Source organism: Streptomyces sp. DSM 118878, from assembly GCF_052936595.1.
On record NZ_CP193622.1, the window covers coordinates 307,068 to 323,252 of the forward strand.

Here is a 16,185-nt window from a genome sequence, read left to right on the forward strand (position 1 = left end):
GTGATGCGTTTTCCGCATGGCGGGGTGCGAAACGGGTCTTGGACAGGGCCGCTGACAGCCCGTTGGCTGGTCACATGACCGTCGACTACCGCGCACAGACCGTCCTGCTCACCGGGGCCAGCTCCGGGATCGGGGCCGCCTTCGCCGAAGCCCTGGCCGCACGCGGCGCGAACCTCGTACTCGTCGCCCGGCGCGCCGAGCGGCTGGCCTCCATGGCGGACATGCTGCGCCGCACCACCGATGCCCGGATCGAAACGATCCCGGCCGACCTCTCCCACCCGGACGCCGCACGCGATCTTCAGCAGGAGGTCGCCGACCGCGGCTTGAGTATCACGAGCCTGATCAACAATGCCGGGGTCGGCTCGTTCGCCCTGTTCCCCGGTACGGACCCCGGACAGCTCAGCGCCGAGATCGCCGTGGGCGCCCTGGCGCCGGTGCGGCTGACCGCGGCGTTCCTGCCGCAGATCGTGGACGCCGGCAACGGCTTCATCATCAACCTGTCGAGTGTCTCCGCCTACTTCCCCGCTCCCCGTATGGCCGTCTACGGCGCGACGAAAGCGTTCGTGCTCAGCTTCACCGAATCCCTGTGGACCGAGCTGCGCGGCACGGGCGTGACCGCGTTCGCCGTCTCCCCCGGTGCCACCGCCACCGACTTCACCACCGCGATGGGGCCGGATGCCGGGGTACTGACCGCCGGGAAGCTGCGTACGCCCGAGGACGTCGTCACCACCGCTCTGCGCCACCTCGAACGCCGCAACCCCGGGCCGACCGTGATCGACGGGCGCTTCAACCGGCTCGGCGTCCTCGCCGGCCGCTTCATGAGTCGACGCCGTAACGCGCTGATGGCGGCTCGTGTCTTCGATCCCGGCCCACGGTCTCCCGCACGGTCCGAAAGTCACCCGCGCGCTCATTGACCCCAGACGCGCTCCGCGCTTTCATCGCGTGAGCCCTCCGCACAGACAGTGTTGAGGCGTTACCGGGCGCGAGGGGTGGCTGTGGTCATCCTCGGCCGAAGGGGGAACCACCTGATGAGACCTTCGTCACGCATCTCCATGACCGCCGCCCTGGCGGCCGCCCTGGCCTGTCTCACCTGGCCCGCCGGGGCGGCGGACGGCGACCGGGTCCCGTACACCGAACGGATCAGCGTGGCACCCGGCGGCAACGGCGGCAACAGCCACTCGGTGGATCCGACCGTCAGCGCGGACGGAAGCGTCGTCGCCTTCATGTCGTCGGCGACCAACCTGGTCCCGGGAACGGACGTGCCCAACAGCGTCTTCTACCGGACAGCTCCCGGTGCGCCCCTCAAGCGCGTGGTGCTGCCGGGTGAGTCGACGATGCTGCCCCGGGTGTCCGATGCGGGCAACCACCTGACCTTCACCTCGTACTCGGCCACCACCCAGAAGTACTCCGTCCACGTGATGAACCTGCGCACCGGGCACGTCGAGCCCGTGGCGCCCGCGCTGGAGGACGGCTACCGCGCGGACTACGGCGCCGCCCCGCTCAGCGCGGACGGACGGTACGTCGCCTTCGTGGCCGAGACCGCCGCCGACGAGAACGGGGTGTCCCGCTGTCGGATCATGCTCCAGGACCGGCGGACCCAGCGTCTGTGGCGGGCCGGCCCGTCCACGACCCGTGATTGCCAGGACATCTCCATGAGTTCCGACGGCCGCAAGGTGGCCTACCGGGTCGGTTACTCGGGGCCGTCCGACGACGACAAGGCGGACATCCTGGTGTACGACCGCGTCACGCGGAAGACCGTGCAGGCCGATGTCACCCACAACGGGGCACCGGCAGACAGGTCGGCGCTCTCCCCGGTGCTGAGCGCCGACGGCTCCAAGGTCGGCTTCAACTCGGTGGCCACGAACCTGGTCCCCGGCACCGATCCCAACGGGGACACCAGCACGTCCTGGAACGCCTTCGTCCGCGACCTGCGCACGGGCACGGGCACGGGCGTTGGCACACTTCAGCGGTACGACGGCCGCTCCCCCACCGATGTCACTCTGGTGTCGGATCTGTCGGCGAACGGCTCAAAGCTTCTCCTCAACACGGCCGACGCTGACCGCAGGACACTGGGTCTGGTCCTGCGCGATGCGCGCACCGGCGAGGAGGAACTGCTCTCACCGGGACAGGACGGCAAGCCCGTCACCGTGGGCCGAGCGGCGCTGAGCGCGGACGAGTCGACGGCCGTCTTCGACTCCTACCACCCCGGCCTGGTCCCCGACGACACCAACCTGATCGGAGACGTCTTCGTACGCGCCGCCCTGAACGCCCCCGAATTGCCGTAACAGCAAAGTTAGTTGCCGTCTTGGGCGCTGACGGCGCAACCTGGTCCCTGTCCAGGCCGACGGAGATGTGGAGGATGCACCATGACGATGCACGCAGGCGTCGGAAGCGAACAGGGCCCTGATGACGACGCGCCGCCGAACAACCGTGTCCACCGCGTTCGCGCCGATGAGCTGGACGGCTACGCCGCCATCAGCGGTGGCACGGTCGGCTCCAAGAAGCTCTGGATGGGCATGGTGGTGAACCCACCTCTGAGCGCGACGGACAATCACCATCACGGTGATTCGGAGGCGGGTATCTACGTGGTCAGCGGTCACCCCGTGTTCGTCTACCACGACGGCACACAGGAGGTACGGCTGGCCGCCGGCCCCGGTGACTTCTTCCTCGTTCCGCCGTTCGTGCCGCACAGAGAGGAGAACCCCGACCCGAACGAGCCCGCGGTCGTCGTGATCGCTCGGACCACGCAGGAGCCGATCAAGGTCCCCGTGCCGGAGCTGTACCGGCTCGAAGAGACGGACGCCCGGTAGGAAGCGGACCCGCCGGGTGGGGCGTGCGGACCCGTGGTCGGTCCGCCCGCCCCACCCGGCCGTTCGCTACGGAAGGCTGTGCACCTTCGGGCCGACGGAGTTGGACCACGTACTGCCCGCCGTCGCGTCCCAGTTCGTGGACCACGTCATCGCGCCACGCAGCGCCGGGTACGTCTTCGACGGCTTGAAGGAGCCGCAGCCGGTGCCTCGGGTCAGGCAGTCGAGGGCGTTGTTCACGATCGACGGGGCCACGTAACCGCTGCCCGCGCCACGCGTCGACGCCGGGACGCCGATCCCGACCTGCGAGGGATCGAGGCCGCCCTCCAACTGGATGCAGGCGAGCGCGGTCAGGAAGTCGACGCTGCCCTGGCTGTAGACCTTGCCGTCACAGCCCAGCATCGAACCGCTGTTGTAGTACTGCATGTTGACGACCGTGAGGATGTCCTTCACGTTCAAGGCCGTCTGGAAGTACCCACCGGACGTCGACTGCATGTCGATGGTCTGGGGCGCCATCGTGAGCACCATCTTGGGGCCCGCCTTCGCGGAGAGCTGGCGCAGCGCCTTCGTCATGTAGGTGGGGTTGAGGCCGTTCTCCAGGTCGATGTCGACGCCGTTGAACCCGTACTCCTGCATCAGCGCGTAGGCGCTGTTCGCGAACGCCGTCGCGGAGGCGTCACTGTTGACCGAGATGGTGCCCTTCTCCCCGCCGACCGAGAGGATCACGGACTTGCCGGCGGCCTTCTTCGCGGCGATGTCCGCCTTGAAGTCGGCGGTGGAGGAGTAGCCGACGGCCGGGTCCAGGTTGAAGGTGATCTGGCCCGGCGTGGTGGTGGCGTCGGCGAAGGAGACGGCGATGATGTCGTACTGCGACGACACGTCCCGCAGTTTCTGCACGGTCGCGCCGTTGTCGAAGTTCTGCCAGTAGCCGGTCAGCGCGTGCTTGGGCACGGGGCCACCGTCACCGCCACCATCCCCCTTGGCGGTCCGCGCGGACACGGCCGTCGACTTCGCGGACTCACCGGCCGCGTTCGTGGCGCTCACCTGGAAGCTGTACGCGGTGTCGGGCGCGAGGCCGGTGACGGTCGTGGAGGCGCCGCTCGCCGAGGCGACCTTCGTGCCGTCGCGGTAGACGGTGTATCCGGTGGCCGTGGACACCGGGGTCCAGGACAGCTCCACCGACGTGGACGTCGCCGTGCCCGCCTTGAGGCCGGCCGGCACGGCCGGTATCTCCACCGGGTCGGTGCCGCCACCCCCGTCGGGTCCGAGGACGCTCACATCGTCCACGTAGTACGCGCTCTGCCCGTACCAGCCGTGCGTGTACACGGTGACCGACGTGGTGTTCGCGCCCGTGGTGAAGCTGGTGGAGAGCTGCTGCCAGGACGAGTTGCCCGGCGTCCAGGTCGACACGTCGGTGGTCCCGGTGCCGCGGGCGCCGAGGTAGGCGTAGCTGCCCTGCACCCAACTGCTCAGCTTGTACGTCGAGTTGGGCTTCACCTTGACGATCTGGGAGCACTCGGCGGTGCTCTGGCCCGACGGGGTGGCCTTGAGCGCCTTCGCGCCGCCGTGCACGGGGGACGTGACGGCGGCGCCGCTGCTCGCGGCGCAGGTCCAGTTGGACAGGTCCGACTCGAACCCGGCGTTCTTGGCAACGTTGACGTCCGCCGCCTTGGTGTCCACGGCTCTGGCGTCCGTCGCTGTGGTGTCCGCCGACTGCGCGGGCGCCGCGAGTCCGGTGACGGCGAGCGCGGCGGCCGCGCCGACGGCGATCACCGCGCCGATTCTCCGGCGAACGCCGGGTCTGCCCTGACGTACACGGTGACGTACACGGCCCATGGGGTGCCTCCAGGAGGTGCGCAGGACGGAAGTGAACGACGGTGGCCACCGTTGCTGTGCGCATAGTTGGTCCAGACCAATCGCGTTGTCAAGACCTCCGGAGAAAGTGCTGTCAGTCCTCCAGACGGACCGGCATCAGGATCGAGAAGCTGTCCTCGTCGTCGGGCCGGCGGATCGCGATCGGCGTCGTGGGCTCGCCGAGCTCCAGGATCAGTCGGTCCCGGGCCCCGGCGGTCAGTGCGTCCAGCAAGAACTCACGGTTGACGCCGACGCGGTACGGGTCTGCGGCACCGTCAGCGCACACGGTCACCGCGCCGCCACCGTCCATCCTGAGCACGCTCACGTCGTGCGCCGCTCCGGCCCTTCCCGAACGGTCGGAACCGCCTGAACGGTCGGAACCGCCTGAACGGTCGGAGCCGCCGGAACGGACAGGGCCCGTTTCCAAGGCCTTCCGGAAGGCCGCCACCTCGATGACGGCGCGACGCCCCGCGGCCTGGGGAAGAAGACGACGGTAGTCGGGGAAGTCGTGGTCGAGGCACCTACCGGCCGCCTGCCTGTCCCCGGCGTCCAGCGCCACGCGGTCACCGTCGACGGACAGCCCCACAGAGCCCTCCCCCTCCAGTAGTGCCCGTATCGCGCCGACGACCGGTGTGGGCACGATGACCTGCACTCGGCTCTCGTCGTGTCCGGCGACACCTGTCCGCGCGACAGCCATTCGGTACCGGTCGGTCGTCACGACGTGAAGGCTCTCGCCCTCGATGTCGAACAGGACTCCGCCGAGCATCGGCAGCTCCGGGTCGGTGCTCGCCGCGAAACGGACCGCGTCCAGGGCTGCGGCCAGCTCGGACGCCGCGACGGACAGCCTGAGCGCGGTGACACGAGGCGAAGTCATGATGTTCTCCCTGCGGTCGAGTAGGGCCCGGAGCGCCGAGAATTCACTGCGGGCGTCGGAGAGCCCCTGGTCGAGGCGGCGCAGATGCGCATCGAGCAGCTTCCGGACCAGATCGGTGTCCGCGCCGGACCAGCCGGCCAGCACAAGGCGGATGTCCGCCAGCGGCATTCCGGCCCGGCGCAGGCGAGTCAGCAGCTGAGCCTCTTCGAGTTGCTCGGGCTCGTACCAGCGGTATCCGCTCACCGGGTCAACCCAGGCCGGGACCAGCACACCGGCGCGGTCGTAGAACCGCAGGGCGCTCACTCCCAGGCCGCTGTCGCGGGCCATCTCCCCAATGCTGCGCATGTCGTTCTCCACGCCCAGCACTCTGGGCCCTGCACAAGGTCGAGGGTCAACCCGGCTCGGCGTCAGTGCTCTCGCAGCCACAGCCGCCACCCGGTTAGCCCCCCGGCCGCACCGCTGTCACCTGCGGTGATGCCGAGGGTCGGGCGCGCGGTGGGCGGCACGAGGTCACACTGGTGATATGCGCGACGTCGACCGACCGGAGACTGTGTCACAGAGGTTCCCCGAGGCACCGACCAGCGCGGCGGCGGCTCGGCAGCTCGTACGGGCCGCGCTCGAAGACGTCCCCGCGGAGCGGGCCGACACCGCTCGGCTCCTGGTCGGCGAACTGGTGACCAACGCGGTGCTGCATGCGCGCACCGAGGCCGAGGTATCGGTCCGGCTCTACGACGACAGGATCCGCGTGCAGGTCAGTGATGACCGGCCGGACCGCAGACCCGTGCCGCGGCACTGCCCTCCGTACACCGGCGCGGGTGCGGGGCTGGTATTGGTCGAGCACCTGGCCTCGCGGCATGGGGTGGAGGTCGGCGCCCAGAGCAAGACCGTGTGGTTCGAGCTGTGGATGGACGGTCCCGCACCACCGTCACCCGGGTGGGGGACGGCCGTGCCGCGCACCGGTTCCGGCACCACGGTGACACTCGTCGACGTGCCCAGCGCCCTGTTCTCGGCGAGCCAGCAGCACCGGCACGCGTTGCTGCGCGAACTGACGCTCGCCGCGGCCACCGGTGGCGGGCCGGCAGTGCGCCCCGAGGACCTGGCCACCGCCAGGGACATCGACCACGTACTCAGTGCCTGTACGGCCGCCGTGTCGGCGGGAGCGCTCCCCGACGCGCCTCTGCGCTCCATGCGGCTGCCGATGCCGGCCGACGCCGCGCCGGCGGTGCGCATGCTGCGTCACGTGCTCGACGTCGCCGAAGAGGCGGCGCGGGAGGAACACCTGCTCACCCTCCCCGCCCTGCCGCGCGGGCGCGCCTTCCAGCAGTGGATGTTCGACCAGATCCTGGGCCAGCTCGCCGGGGACGGCCCCACGGCCTGGACCGTGGTGCCCCGCGACCCGGAGGTCAGCGTCTCGGAGCTGCTGCCCTGGGACGCCAGTCATATCCGCGCCAGCAGGTTCCCCACCATCGCCGCCGACGAGGACAACCGCATCATCGCGGCGAACGGACCCGCCGCGGATTTGCTCGGCTGGCATCCGGACGACCTCGTGGGGAAGCGGCTCACCACGCTCATCCCCGAGCACCTGCGCCGACGGCACAGCGCTGCGTTCACCTCACTGCTGCTCACCGGGCGCGCCCGCATCGTGGGCCGCTCCGTACCGCTTCCCGCGCTGCACCGCGACGGCCGGCTCGTTCCCGTGCGGCTGTACATCGAGACCCAGGAGATGAACGACGGCCGCACCGTCTTCGTCGCCCGGCTGGCGCCCCGGGCGGCGGCTTCCTTCGACGCGCCGGGCCCTCATGACCACGTGCCGTCGCTCCACGAGGGCGCCGGGGCGCCCACACCCGCCGCCCCGGAGCATCCCCACGGTACGAGCGGCGGCCGGGCGGACATGCACGCGCTGGAGCGCCTCGCCCTGCTGGCCGACACGGGCACCTCGCTGAGCAACAGCTTGAACCTCAATGAGGGACTGCGCTCGGTCGGCCGACTCCTGACGCAGCGGCTGGCCGACTGGTGTGTGGTGGATCTGTTCACCGAGGACGCGGAGGTGGAACGCGTCTGCGTCGTCCTCAGCGATGCGCTGGGGCCGCCCGCCACCTCGTACGAGGGCAGACTCCCGCCGGTCTCCGAGGCGTGCCGGGGGCCTCTGGCCCGGGCCCTGCGCGGCGCGGGACCGCTGCTGCTCGCCGGCGCCCCGCCGACGAACCAGGACGGCAGCGCCCTGGACGCCGACTACCGGGAACTGTTCCGGAGGCTCGGTGCGGGCAGCTCCGTCGTCGCGCCCCTGAGCGCCCGCGGCGAGATCTTCGGCGCCCTGACCGTGACCCGTACGGCCGAACGGACGGCGTTCACGGAGGAGGACGTGTCCCTGGTCGGCGACCTGGTGCGCAGTCTGGCCCTGGGCGTGGACAACGCCCGCCTGTACCAGGAGACCCGCAGTATCGCCGAACGCCTCCAACGCTCCCTGCTGCCCCCGCTGCCGCATGTCGACAACCTACAGCTCGCCGCCCGCTACGCCGCCTCCTCCACCACCGCGCAGGTCGGCGGCGACTGGTACGACAGCTTCGGCCTGCCAAACGGTGACACCGCTGTGGTCATCGGCGACGTCACCGGGCACAACCTCGACGCGGCCATCGCCATGAGCCAGTTGCGCAGCATGCTCCGCGGCATCGCCGTGGACCGCCAGGAGCCGCCCGAGGTGGTGATGCGCCGCCTGGACCTGGCCAACCACAGCCTGTACCGGGAAGCCACCGCCACCTGCCTCTACGGCATCGTCAAGGAATCCGCACAAGGCTCCTGGGAGCTGAGACACTCCTCCGCCGGCCATCTGCCGCCCCTGGTGACCACCTGGGAGGGCGACGCCCGCTACATCGCGGAGGGTTCGGGTCTGCTCCTCGGCGTGGAACCCACGATGCCCCGTCAAACGGCCACCACCGTGCTGCCGGTCCATTCGACCGTGCTGCTGTACACCGACGGCCTGATCGAACGGCGGGACGAGTCCATCGACCGCGGCCTTGACCGGCTGTGCCGGCACGCGGCGAGCCTGGCACGCGAACCTCTCGACACGTTCTGCGACGAGCTGCTGATCGGTCTGGGCGCCGACAGCGCCGACGACATCGCCGTCCTCGCCATCCGCCCCACGTCACCGCCCGGAACGTCACCGCCCGGAACGGCACCGGACTGATCGTCGTCCTCATTCCGGCCGGATGGCCGACCGGAGCGCCCAGGAACCTTCGTCCCGTGCTCCCGGAGGGTGACCGTGACCGTGCGCAGCCTGATGAAGGGCAGTTGTCGGGTGCGGGCTTCTGGGAGGCGCTCTTCCGGCCCACCCCGTACTTCGCGAGCATGATCCGCAGTGGGCTGCTGATGCCGGAGTTCCTCTACACGCGCCGGCCCGGGCGGTACACGGCCGATGGAACGCGGTTCCTCGCCGCTCTCCCCGCCGGTCAACGCATGACACTCGCGTACGAGGATCTCCTCGACGCCCCTGAAGAGGAATGCCACGTTGGACGACAGCCGCCGCGGTTCGGCGCGGAGGCAGTTGACGGCCGCCGAGCTCCATGACCTCACGGAGAGCTGCGCCCCCGGCACCCGGGCCTGGCCGGGGAACCGGCCTGACGGGGGGCGGCCCGGCTATCGCGCCCGCGACGCCGCGGCCCGCCCCATCCGCGTGATCGCCTCGGTGAGGATGGCCTGGGACGTGGCCAGGTTGAGGCGGACGTGCCCGGCGCCGCCCGTTCCGAAGATGTGGCCCGAGGACAGGGCCACCTTGGCATGTTCGAGGAACAGCTTCGCGGGGCCCGCCAGGTCGGTGACCACCGCCAGGCCCTCTTGTGCGGTGCCTTGTTCCGGGGCGAGGCCGAGGGGCCGGCAGTCGAGCCAGGCGAGGTAGGTTCCCTCCGGCGGGGTGTAGCCGACCGTGGGCAGGTGTTCCGCGATGAGCCGGCCCAGCAGAGCCCGGTTGGCGTCGAGCCCCGTCAGCAGCGCGTCGAGCCACTCGTCGCCGTGCCGGAAGGCCGCCGTGTGTGCGATGACGCCGAGGTGGCCGGCACCGTGCTGGACCTCCTCGGGCATCCGGCGCAGATCGCCGGCGGCCGCGGGCCCCGCGACGGCGAGCGCCGCCTTGATGCCCGCGAGGTTCCAGCCCTTGGTCGCCGACATGAGCGAGAAGGCGTCTTCGCCCCCGGGCACACTCAGGTAGGGCGTGAACCGGGCACCGGGCAGCACGAGCGGGGCGTGGATCTCGTCGGCGACGACCCGGACTCCGTACCGTTGGGCCAACTCCGCGACGGCCGTCAGCTCTTCGCAGGTGTGCACCGTGCCGGTCGGATTGTGCGGATTGCTGATGAGGTACGCGACCTTGCCGCTGCCGCTCCGCTCCCGGGTGAGCCGGAACGTCTCCTCAAGAGTCCCCAGGTCGAGCCGGAGGTCCCGCCCGAGCGGCGCTTCGACGATCCGGCGGTCGTCGTGCGTGACGAAGGCGTAGAACGGTGCGTAGACCGGCGGGTTGACGATGACCGGGTCGCCGGGGTCGGTGATGAGCCGCAGCACCTGGACCGCGCCCATCATCACGTCCGGGATCAGGGAGACGCGGTCGACTTCGAGGCCGTCCCAGTTCCAGCGCCGGGAGGCGAAGCGGACGAGCGACTCGGCGAACGCGGTCCCCGCCGGATAGCCGGTGTCGCCGCTCGCGATGGCTTCGTGCAGCGCGTCGGCGATCGGCGGTGCGAGCCGTACGTCCATCTCCGCCACCCACAGGGGCAGGACATCCGCCGGGTGTGTGCGCCATTTCAGGCTCTCGCGCCGACGCAGTCGGTCGAGCGAGAGCTCCTCCAGAGGGTTCGCGTGCTTCCGTGGCCCGGCATGGGCGCCACCTGCTGAGGCGTATCCGTCGACAGAGGTCATCTTCCGTATTGGACCGCCATGACGCACCCGAGGCAAGCGTGAGCTCTTGCTTCGCTGTGGAGGCCGAAGAACTGCCGACCCCCACAGCGAAGCAAGGCTTCCCCCTCCCGGCCCGCCCAGGGTTCACGACGGATCGGAACCCTGGGCCGTCATGGTCTACGAGTCGAGGTTCACCCAGAGGTGATAGTTGCTGGTCGTGCTGCTCCTCTTGCAGTACCAGTCGGCGTAGACGGAAGACCTGCCGTCCGCTTCACATGCGGCCTTGGTGCGGTAGGTCCCGACGTCGGTGTAGGTGCGGGGCAACGCCGCGCCGCTCTTGGCCTCGTGCGCCGCGACGGCCGACGCCGAGTCGGCCTGGGCGGGTGCGGGAGCTGCTTGCGCGACGGCGACCGGGCCCCCGGCCAGCAGAGCGGCTCCCACCAGGAGAGTGGCAAATCGTGTACGAGTACGCATAGTGCTCCTTCAGATCGGATGTCGCGGTGATCGCCGTGCGGGAGGTGCGGTCGGCCTCCCGGGCAGCAACCGGAGCGGGCCGATGCCGAGACTGTCCGCACGGCCACCGCGCTGACAAGGAGATTCGGCGTTCGCGTCTGTTCGGAACAGTGCTCAACGCGTTCCGAGCGCACGCGAACACGGCCGGTTTCAGCGGTGACCCATGACCACGTGTGGGGTCATGCTAAAGCAATGGGGCAGCAGGGAAACGGTTTCGCCGAGCCGCCGGAGGAATCACCACAGCCCGCACGGGCCGGGACTCCTGCCGAGTTCACGGCCGCCCTGCGCACGCTGCGGCTCTGGTCCGGACTGACTTTCCGCCAGCTCGAGGGCAAGGCCACCGCACACTCCGAGACGCTTCCGGCCAGCACGATCGCGACCACTCTCGGCCGCGTCACCCTGCCCCGCGAATCATTCGTCGCCGCCTTCACCCGCGCGTGCGGACTGGGCGACGAAGAGGTACGCCAGTGGCTCGATGCGCGCCGTCGCATCGCCACCGCCGACCCCGTACCGACCGGCGACGAGGGCGACGACGCCGCACCGGAACCACCGCCCGGCGCACCGGCCCCGGTACGCGCCTCGCGGTGGCGCCGCGTGATCGGCCTGCTCGCCGTCACGGGCATCGGGATCGCGGGCACACTCGGCGCAGGCAGTCTGCTCCGCGACTCGTCGGCACCGGCCGCCTTGCCGACGATGCCGGTGACCGGGCTGCGCATGCTGGCCGTGGGCAGTTGGGTACGGATTCATCCCGCTCGGACACCCGAGCTGTGTCTCACCGAAGGCGTGGACCGCACCGGCCGGTACGAGAGTGCCGTCGCCGCCCAACATCCCTGCACGAAGCCCGCTGTGCCGCAGGTCTTTCTCGAACCGCTGGCCAGAGACGTCGTGCAGATCCAGTGGCACCATCCGAAGTACGGCATCGGCTGTCTCACCGTCCTGCCGGACGGGCCGGGACGCGATCTGCTCGAACCCCGCGACGACTGCGCCGAGGACAACCGGGATCAACAGTTCCGCATCGAGCGCTTCGGCCCGGCCGACGGTGCCCACTTCCGTATCCGCCCGGCCGGCACCGGCCAGTGTCTGGGCCTGCGCCACCAGGACACCCGGGACGGAGCGGAAATCGTCCAGGGCCGCTGTTCGGGCGCCGCCGACCAGGATTTCCGGATCGAGCTGACGCCACCCCCGCGAACCGCTTCCGGGCGCACCCCTTCGTCACGCTGACGGCTTTCGTCCCGCGCACGGCGTCGGACGCGCGCGGCCCGTCCGTCGCGATCGCTTGACCTGGAGCGCGCTCCAGATCCGAGGATGGGCGGCATGGACACCACTGATCTCGCGGCTCCCGCCGTTCCCGCCGTTCCCCACATCGTTCTCGGGACAATGGACTTCGGCACTCGCGTCGCCCCCGACCGGGCCTTCGCCATCCTCGACTCCTTCGTCGCCGACGGTGGCTCCTGGCTCGACACCGCGAACTGCTACAGCTTTTGGACCGACCCCAGCGGTGTCGGCGGCGCCAGCGAGCGCGTCATCGGCGCGTGGCTCCGCGCCCGACCCGGCGCGCGCGACACGGTGCGGATCGCGACGAAGATCCGCCACAACCCGCTCGTCCCCCACGTGCCCGCAAGCGCCGAGGGTCTCTCGGCGCGTGCCGTTCACGCCGGCGTGCAGGAGAGTCTGGAGCGTCTCGGGGTCGAGCACGTCGATCTACTCTGGGCCCACGCGGAGGACCGCACCGTGCCGCTGGAGGAAACGGTCGGCGCCTTCGGTGAGTTGGCCGCCAAGGGAGTGGCCCTGCGCGTCGGCGCGGCCAACCATGCCGCCTGGCGTGTGGAGCGCGCCCGTTCGCTCGCGCGCGAACAGGGCATGGCACCGTTCACGTCCCTGCAACTGCGCCACTCACTCCTCCAGCCGCGCCCCCTCACCCCCCTCCCGGAGAGCGGCCACCGCATGCTCACCGCCGAGGATCTGGACCTCGCACGGTCGGAAGGGCTCGCCGTATGGTCGTACAGCTCGCTGCTGTGGGGTTCCTACGTACGGGCGGACAAGCCCCTTCCGCCAGCCTATGATCACCCCGGGACCACTCGGGTGCTCGCGGTCCTGCGCGACGTCGCCGACGAGCTCGCGGCCACGCCGAACCAGGTCGTCCTCGCCTGGCTGATGCGGCAGGGGATCGACCCCATCGTCGGCGTGAGCCGGGTGGAGCAGATCGATGAAGCACTCGCCGCACGCCGTGTACGGCTCAGCGACGAGCATCTGACGCGCTTCGCCGAAGCGCGGTAGCGGTGGTGGCGGCGACGGCGTAAGGAACCTTGATGACCACTCTCACCCCGGCGGCGGCCGCCGACCGCACGGGCGTCTCCCTCGACACGCTGCGGTACTACGAGCGTGAAGGGCTCATCGGCCCGATCGGGCGCACCGCCGGCGGGCGCCGCGAGTACACCGAGGACGACGTCTTCTGGATCGGCCTGGTCACGTGCTTCCGCGAGGCCGGCCTCGGCATCTCCGACCTGCGGGAGTTCGTCACCATCCTGCGCGCCGAGCACTCCGCGCAGGAGCGCGTCGCCTTCCTGCGCGAGCGCCGTGCCGCCCTGGAGCAACGGGTGACGGCGCTGGGCCGGGCCATGCGGGTGCTCGACGAGAAGATCGCCTACTACAGCTGAGCGCCGCAGGCGCGGGCGGCTACCGCTCCCCCGCCATCCGGAGCCGCCGCACCCGCGCCGGAGCGGGGCCGGTCGACTCGCGCGGGACGTAGGTGGTGCGCAGGGTGTGGCGGCGGGGTTTGGCCGTGGAGCCGTTGATGCGGCGGACCAGGATGTCCGCCGCGAGGCCGCCCAGTTCCTGCACCGGCTGGCCGACCACGCTCAGCCGGGGCCGGACCAGCGTGGCCCACTCCGCGTCGTCGAAGCCGATGACGGAGACGTCGCCGGGGATGTGCGCGTCGAGATCGAGCAGGGCGTCGAGGGTGCCGAGCGTGGCCACGTTGTCGGTGGTGAACAGGGCGGTGGGCCGGTTCTCGGAGGTCATCAGGTCCAGTACGGCGGAACGCGCCCAGGCCCGGTCGTAGCCGGTGTGCCGGATCAGCTCCGCCCCGCGCGGGATGCCCGCAGCGCGCAGGGCCTGCCGGTAGCCGGTGAGGCGTTCGGTGGTGGTCCAGATGTCCGCGCCCGGGGCCAGCAGCGCCGCGTTCTCGTCGGGCGACGCCGAGGTGATGACGGCGATGCGGGTGTGTCCCTCGCCGGTGAACCTGGTCACCGCGGCCTTGGCGGCACCGCGGTTGTCCACCACGACCGTGTCCAGCGCGGCACCGCTCAGCGCACGGTCGAGCAGGACCACCGGAACACCCGAGGCGACGGCCCTGTCGAGGTGTTCGTGGTCGGCGGCGGCGGGCGACACGACCAGGCCGTCCACGCGTCGTTCGATGAACAGCTGCACCGCGGCCCGCTCCGTCCCACCGTCCTCGTCGCTGTTGGCGAGGACGACCTGGAGGCCTGCCTTGGCCGCGACGTCGGTGACCCCGCGCACCGCGCGGGCGAAGTAGGCGTTCTCCACGTCGGCGACGACCACGCCGAGGGTGTGGGTGCGTCCGCTGATCATGCTGCGGGCCACGGCGTTGGTGCTGTAGCCCAGTTCGGCGGCGGCTGCCAGCACCCGTTCCCGGGTGGCCGCGCTCGCCGATCCGTACCCGCCGAGGACCCGGGCTGCGGTGGCCTGCCCCACGCCGGCGTGCCGGGCGACGTCGGGGATGGTCACGCGACGCGGCGGCCGTGCGGTGTTCGGCATGGGCGGTCATCTCTTCACAGGTGACGGCTCGGCGGACGCCGAGGAACGGGTCGATGAAATCCGGCGCCATTCAACCATTGACGGACAGCGGCTGCCGGTGGGTAAGGTACGGGCTCGTTGGTAACGTTATCAATTTCTGCCGACGCCGCTCGCCCGCCTGCCTGCCTGACTGCTCGACCGACCGTTTGCCTGACTGCTCGCCCGCCTGCCCTTCCCGGCCGTTCACGGCACGCCCAGCCGCACGGCCGTCCCAGCCCGCACCTCGCGCTCACGCCCCGAACACCGGAGGTATCACGGATGGCAACCGACACCCTCTCGCCGCCATCGGCCACAGGCCCGGCCATCGCCCTCGTCGACGTGGTAAAGGACTTCGGCGGCGCACGGGACGCGGCGGCCGTCCGTGGCGTCAACCTCTCCATCGGCGAGAGCGAGTTCTTCTCTCTGCTCGGCCCCTCCGGCTGCGGCAAGACCACCACCCTGCGGATGATCGCCGGGTTCGAGGAGCCGACCGGCGGTCAGATCCTGCTGCACGGCCGCGACATGGTCGGCGTACCGGCCAACAAGCGCGACATCAACATGGTCTTCCAGTCCTACGCCCTCTTCCCGCACCTGAGCGTCGCCGACAACGTGGCGTTCGGACTGCGCCGCAAGCGTGTGCCGAAGGACGAGATCCGCGACCGGGTCGAGAAGATGCTGCGCACCGTCGAGCTCACCGACAAGGCCGACCGCCGCCCCCGTCAACTCTCCGGCGGCCAGCAGCAACGCGTCGCCCTGGCCCGCGCACTCGTCAACCGCCCCCGCGCGCTGCTGCTCGACGAACCGCTCGGCGCCCTCGACCTGAAGCTGCGGCAGTCCATGCAACTGGAGCTCAAGCGGATCCAGCGCGAGGTCGGCATCACCTTCATCTACGTCACGCACGACCAGGCCGAGGCCCTGACCATGTCCGACCGGATCGCGGTGATGAACGACGGCCTGGTCGAGCAGGTCGCCACGCCCCAGGAGGTGTACGAGCGGCCGGCCACCGCGTTCGTGGCCGGGTTCATCGGCACGTCGAACCTGATCAGCGGCAGTCTGGCCTCCGTCGGCACGGACACCGGGGTGCTCGACCTCGGCGACGGCCAGCGCGTCGCCGTCCCGCTGCGCGGCTCCCACAGCGCCGGAGCCCACGTCGAACTCACGGTGCGGCCGGAGAAAATCACGCTGACCACCGGGCCCACCGACACCCCCAGCCGTATCCGCGGCACGGTCCGCGAGGTGGTCTACCTCGGCACCTCGACCAGCTACACGGTGGACACCGCCACCGGCGCGGAGATGACCGTCTTCCAGCCCAACGACGGCACCGCCTCCGCCAGCCCGGCCCGCGGTGACTCCGTCTGGCTCTCCTGGGCCACCGACCACTCCTACCTGCTCACCACCGCTCCCACCCCCGTGGCGACCGCCGCGGCCCCGGGTTCCCTCACCCCGCGCTGACGACAG

Annotated in this window: 13 protein-coding genes; 8 read left to right on the forward strand and 5 right to left on the reverse strand. The window is 70.7% G+C overall.

Annotated features, from left to right (window positions below):
• Nucleotides 1-74 precede the first annotated feature (74 nt).
• The 3 genes from ACRAKF_RS01265 (at nt 75) to ACRAKF_RS01275 (ending at nt 2,810) form a co-directional block, all read left to right on the forward strand.
• The gene (locus ACRAKF_RS01265; RefSeq protein WP_447034802.1) at nt 75-914 is read left to right on the forward strand and encodes an SDR family NAD(P)-dependent oxidoreductase; all 840 of its coding nucleotides are present in this window, start codon (nt 75-77) and stop codon (nt 912-914) included.
• A gap of 114 nt (nt 915-1,028) precedes the next feature.
• A complete protein-coding gene (locus tag ACRAKF_RS01270) occupies nt 1,029-2,285 on the forward strand; it encodes a TolB family protein (protein ID WP_447034803.1) in 1,257 nt (418 codons plus the stop codon).
• 81 nt (nt 2,286-2,366) lie between these two features.
• Entirely contained in the window at nt 2,367-2,810 is a 444-nt protein-coding gene (locus ACRAKF_RS01275; RefSeq protein ID WP_447034804.1) for a cupin domain-containing protein, read from the forward strand.
• A 66-nt stretch (nt 2,811-2,876) separates the two neighbouring features.
• On the opposite strand, the gene ACRAKF_RS01280 is transcribed toward ACRAKF_RS01275, so the two are convergent.
• Entirely contained in the window at nt 2,877-4,643 is a 1,767-nt protein-coding gene (locus tag ACRAKF_RS01280; protein ID WP_447034805.1) for a chitinase, read from the reverse strand.
• 112 nt (nt 4,644-4,755) lie between these two features.
• Nucleotides 4,756-5,880, reverse strand: coding sequence for a DNA polymerase III subunit beta family protein (locus ACRAKF_RS01285; protein WP_447034806.1), 1,125 nt, complete (start codon nt 5,878-5,880; stop codon nt 4,756-4,758).
• A gap of 178 nt (nt 5,881-6,058) precedes the next feature.
• Here ACRAKF_RS01285 and ACRAKF_RS01290 point away from each other — a divergent pair, with 178 nt between their 5' ends.
• On the forward strand, nt 6,059-8,719 hold the full coding sequence (locus ACRAKF_RS01290; protein ID WP_447034807.1) for a SpoIIE family protein phosphatase: 2,661 nt from the start codon (nt 6,059-6,061) through the stop codon (nt 8,717-8,719).
• Between the two features lie 449 nt (nt 8,720-9,168).
• Here the strand turns inward: ACRAKF_RS01290 and ACRAKF_RS01295 are convergent, their stop codons facing one another.
• Nucleotides 9,169-10,449 (reverse strand): MalY/PatB family protein, encoded by a 1,281-nt coding sequence (locus ACRAKF_RS01295; RefSeq protein ID WP_447041740.1) that lies wholly within the window; start codon nt 10,447-10,449, stop codon nt 9,169-9,171.
• Nucleotides 10,450-10,596: 147 nt separating this feature from the next.
• Nucleotides 10,597-10,893 (reverse strand): hypothetical protein, encoded by a 297-nt coding sequence (locus tag ACRAKF_RS01300; RefSeq protein ID WP_447034808.1) that lies wholly within the window; start codon nt 10,891-10,893, stop codon nt 10,597-10,599.
• A gap of 231 nt (nt 10,894-11,124) precedes the next feature.
• Here ACRAKF_RS01300 and ACRAKF_RS01305 point away from each other — a divergent pair, with 231 nt between their 5' ends.
• The 3 genes from ACRAKF_RS01305 to ACRAKF_RS01315 all read left to right on the forward strand — a co-directional run bounded on the left by ACRAKF_RS01305 (nt 11,125) and on the right by ACRAKF_RS01315 (nt 13,589).
• Nucleotides 11,125-12,153: a helix-turn-helix domain-containing protein gene (locus ACRAKF_RS01305; protein ID WP_447034809.1), complete on the forward strand. Its 1,029-nt coding sequence runs from the start codon at nt 11,125-11,127 to the stop codon at nt 12,151-12,153.
• Between the two features lie 84 nt (nt 12,154-12,237).
• A complete protein-coding gene (locus ACRAKF_RS01310; RefSeq protein WP_447034810.1) occupies nt 12,238-13,209 on the forward strand; it encodes an aldo/keto reductase in 972 nt (323 codons plus the stop codon).
• Nucleotides 13,210-13,241: 32 nt separating this feature from the next.
• Nucleotides 13,242-13,589 (forward strand): MerR family transcriptional regulator, encoded by a 348-nt coding sequence (locus ACRAKF_RS01315; protein WP_447034811.1) that lies wholly within the window; start codon nt 13,242-13,244, stop codon nt 13,587-13,589.
• Nucleotides 13,590-13,608: 19 nt separating this feature from the next.
• Here the strand turns inward: ACRAKF_RS01315 and ACRAKF_RS01320 are convergent, their stop codons facing one another.
• Nucleotides 13,609-14,709: a LacI family DNA-binding transcriptional regulator gene (locus tag ACRAKF_RS01320; protein ID WP_447034812.1), complete on the reverse strand. Its 1,101-nt coding sequence runs from the start codon at nt 14,707-14,709 to the stop codon at nt 13,609-13,611.
• Between the two features lie 297 nt (nt 14,710-15,006).
• On the opposite strand from ACRAKF_RS01320, the gene ACRAKF_RS01325 reads away from it, so the two are divergent.
• Nucleotides 15,007-16,179: an ABC transporter ATP-binding protein gene (locus ACRAKF_RS01325; RefSeq protein ID WP_447034813.1), complete on the forward strand. Its 1,173-nt coding sequence runs from the start codon at nt 15,007-15,009 to the stop codon at nt 16,177-16,179.
• Nucleotides 16,180-16,185 lie beyond the last annotated feature (6 nt).

Bases quoted from the DNA above. Each gene is read 5' to 3' on its own strand.
- ACRAKF_RS01265 (WP_447034802.1), top strand. From the start codon at position 75: ATGACCGTCGACTACCGCGCACAGACCGTCCTGCTCACCGGGGCCAGC.
- ACRAKF_RS01310 (WP_447034810.1), top strand. From the start codon at position 12,238: ATGGGCGGCATGGACACCACTGATCTCGCGGCTCCCGCCGTTCCCGCC.
- ACRAKF_RS01275 (WP_447034804.1), top strand. From the start codon at position 2,367: ATGACGATGCACGCAGGCGTCGGAAGCGAACAGGGCCCTGATGACGAC.
- ACRAKF_RS01285 (WP_447034806.1), bottom strand. From the start codon at position 5,880: ATGCGCAGCATTGGGGAGATGGCCCGCGACAGCGGCCTGGGAGTGAGC.
- ACRAKF_RS01315 (WP_447034811.1), top strand. From the start codon at position 13,242: ATGACCACTCTCACCCCGGCGGCGGCCGCCGACCGCACGGGCGTCTCC.
- ACRAKF_RS01320 (WP_447034812.1), bottom strand. From the start codon at position 14,709: ATGCCGAACACCGCACGGCCGCCGCGTCGCGTGACCATCCCCGACGTC.
- ACRAKF_RS01280 (WP_447034805.1), bottom strand. From the start codon at position 4,643: ATGGGCCGTGTACGTCACCGTGTACGTCAGGGCAGACCCGGCGTTCGC.
- ACRAKF_RS01300 (WP_447034808.1), bottom strand. From the start codon at position 10,893: ATGCGTACTCGTACACGATTTGCCACTCTCCTGGTGGGAGCCGCTCTG.
- ACRAKF_RS01270 (WP_447034803.1), top strand. From the start codon at position 1,029: ATGAGACCTTCGTCACGCATCTCCATGACCGCCGCCCTGGCGGCCGCC.
- ACRAKF_RS01290 (WP_447034807.1), top strand. From the start codon at position 6,059: ATGCGCGACGTCGACCGACCGGAGACTGTGTCACAGAGGTTCCCCGAG.
- ACRAKF_RS01305 (WP_447034809.1), top strand. From the start codon at position 11,125: ATGGGGCAGCAGGGAAACGGTTTCGCCGAGCCGCCGGAGGAATCACCA.
- ACRAKF_RS01325 (WP_447034813.1), top strand. From the start codon at position 15,007: ATGGCAACCGACACCCTCTCGCCGCCATCGGCCACAGGCCCGGCCATC.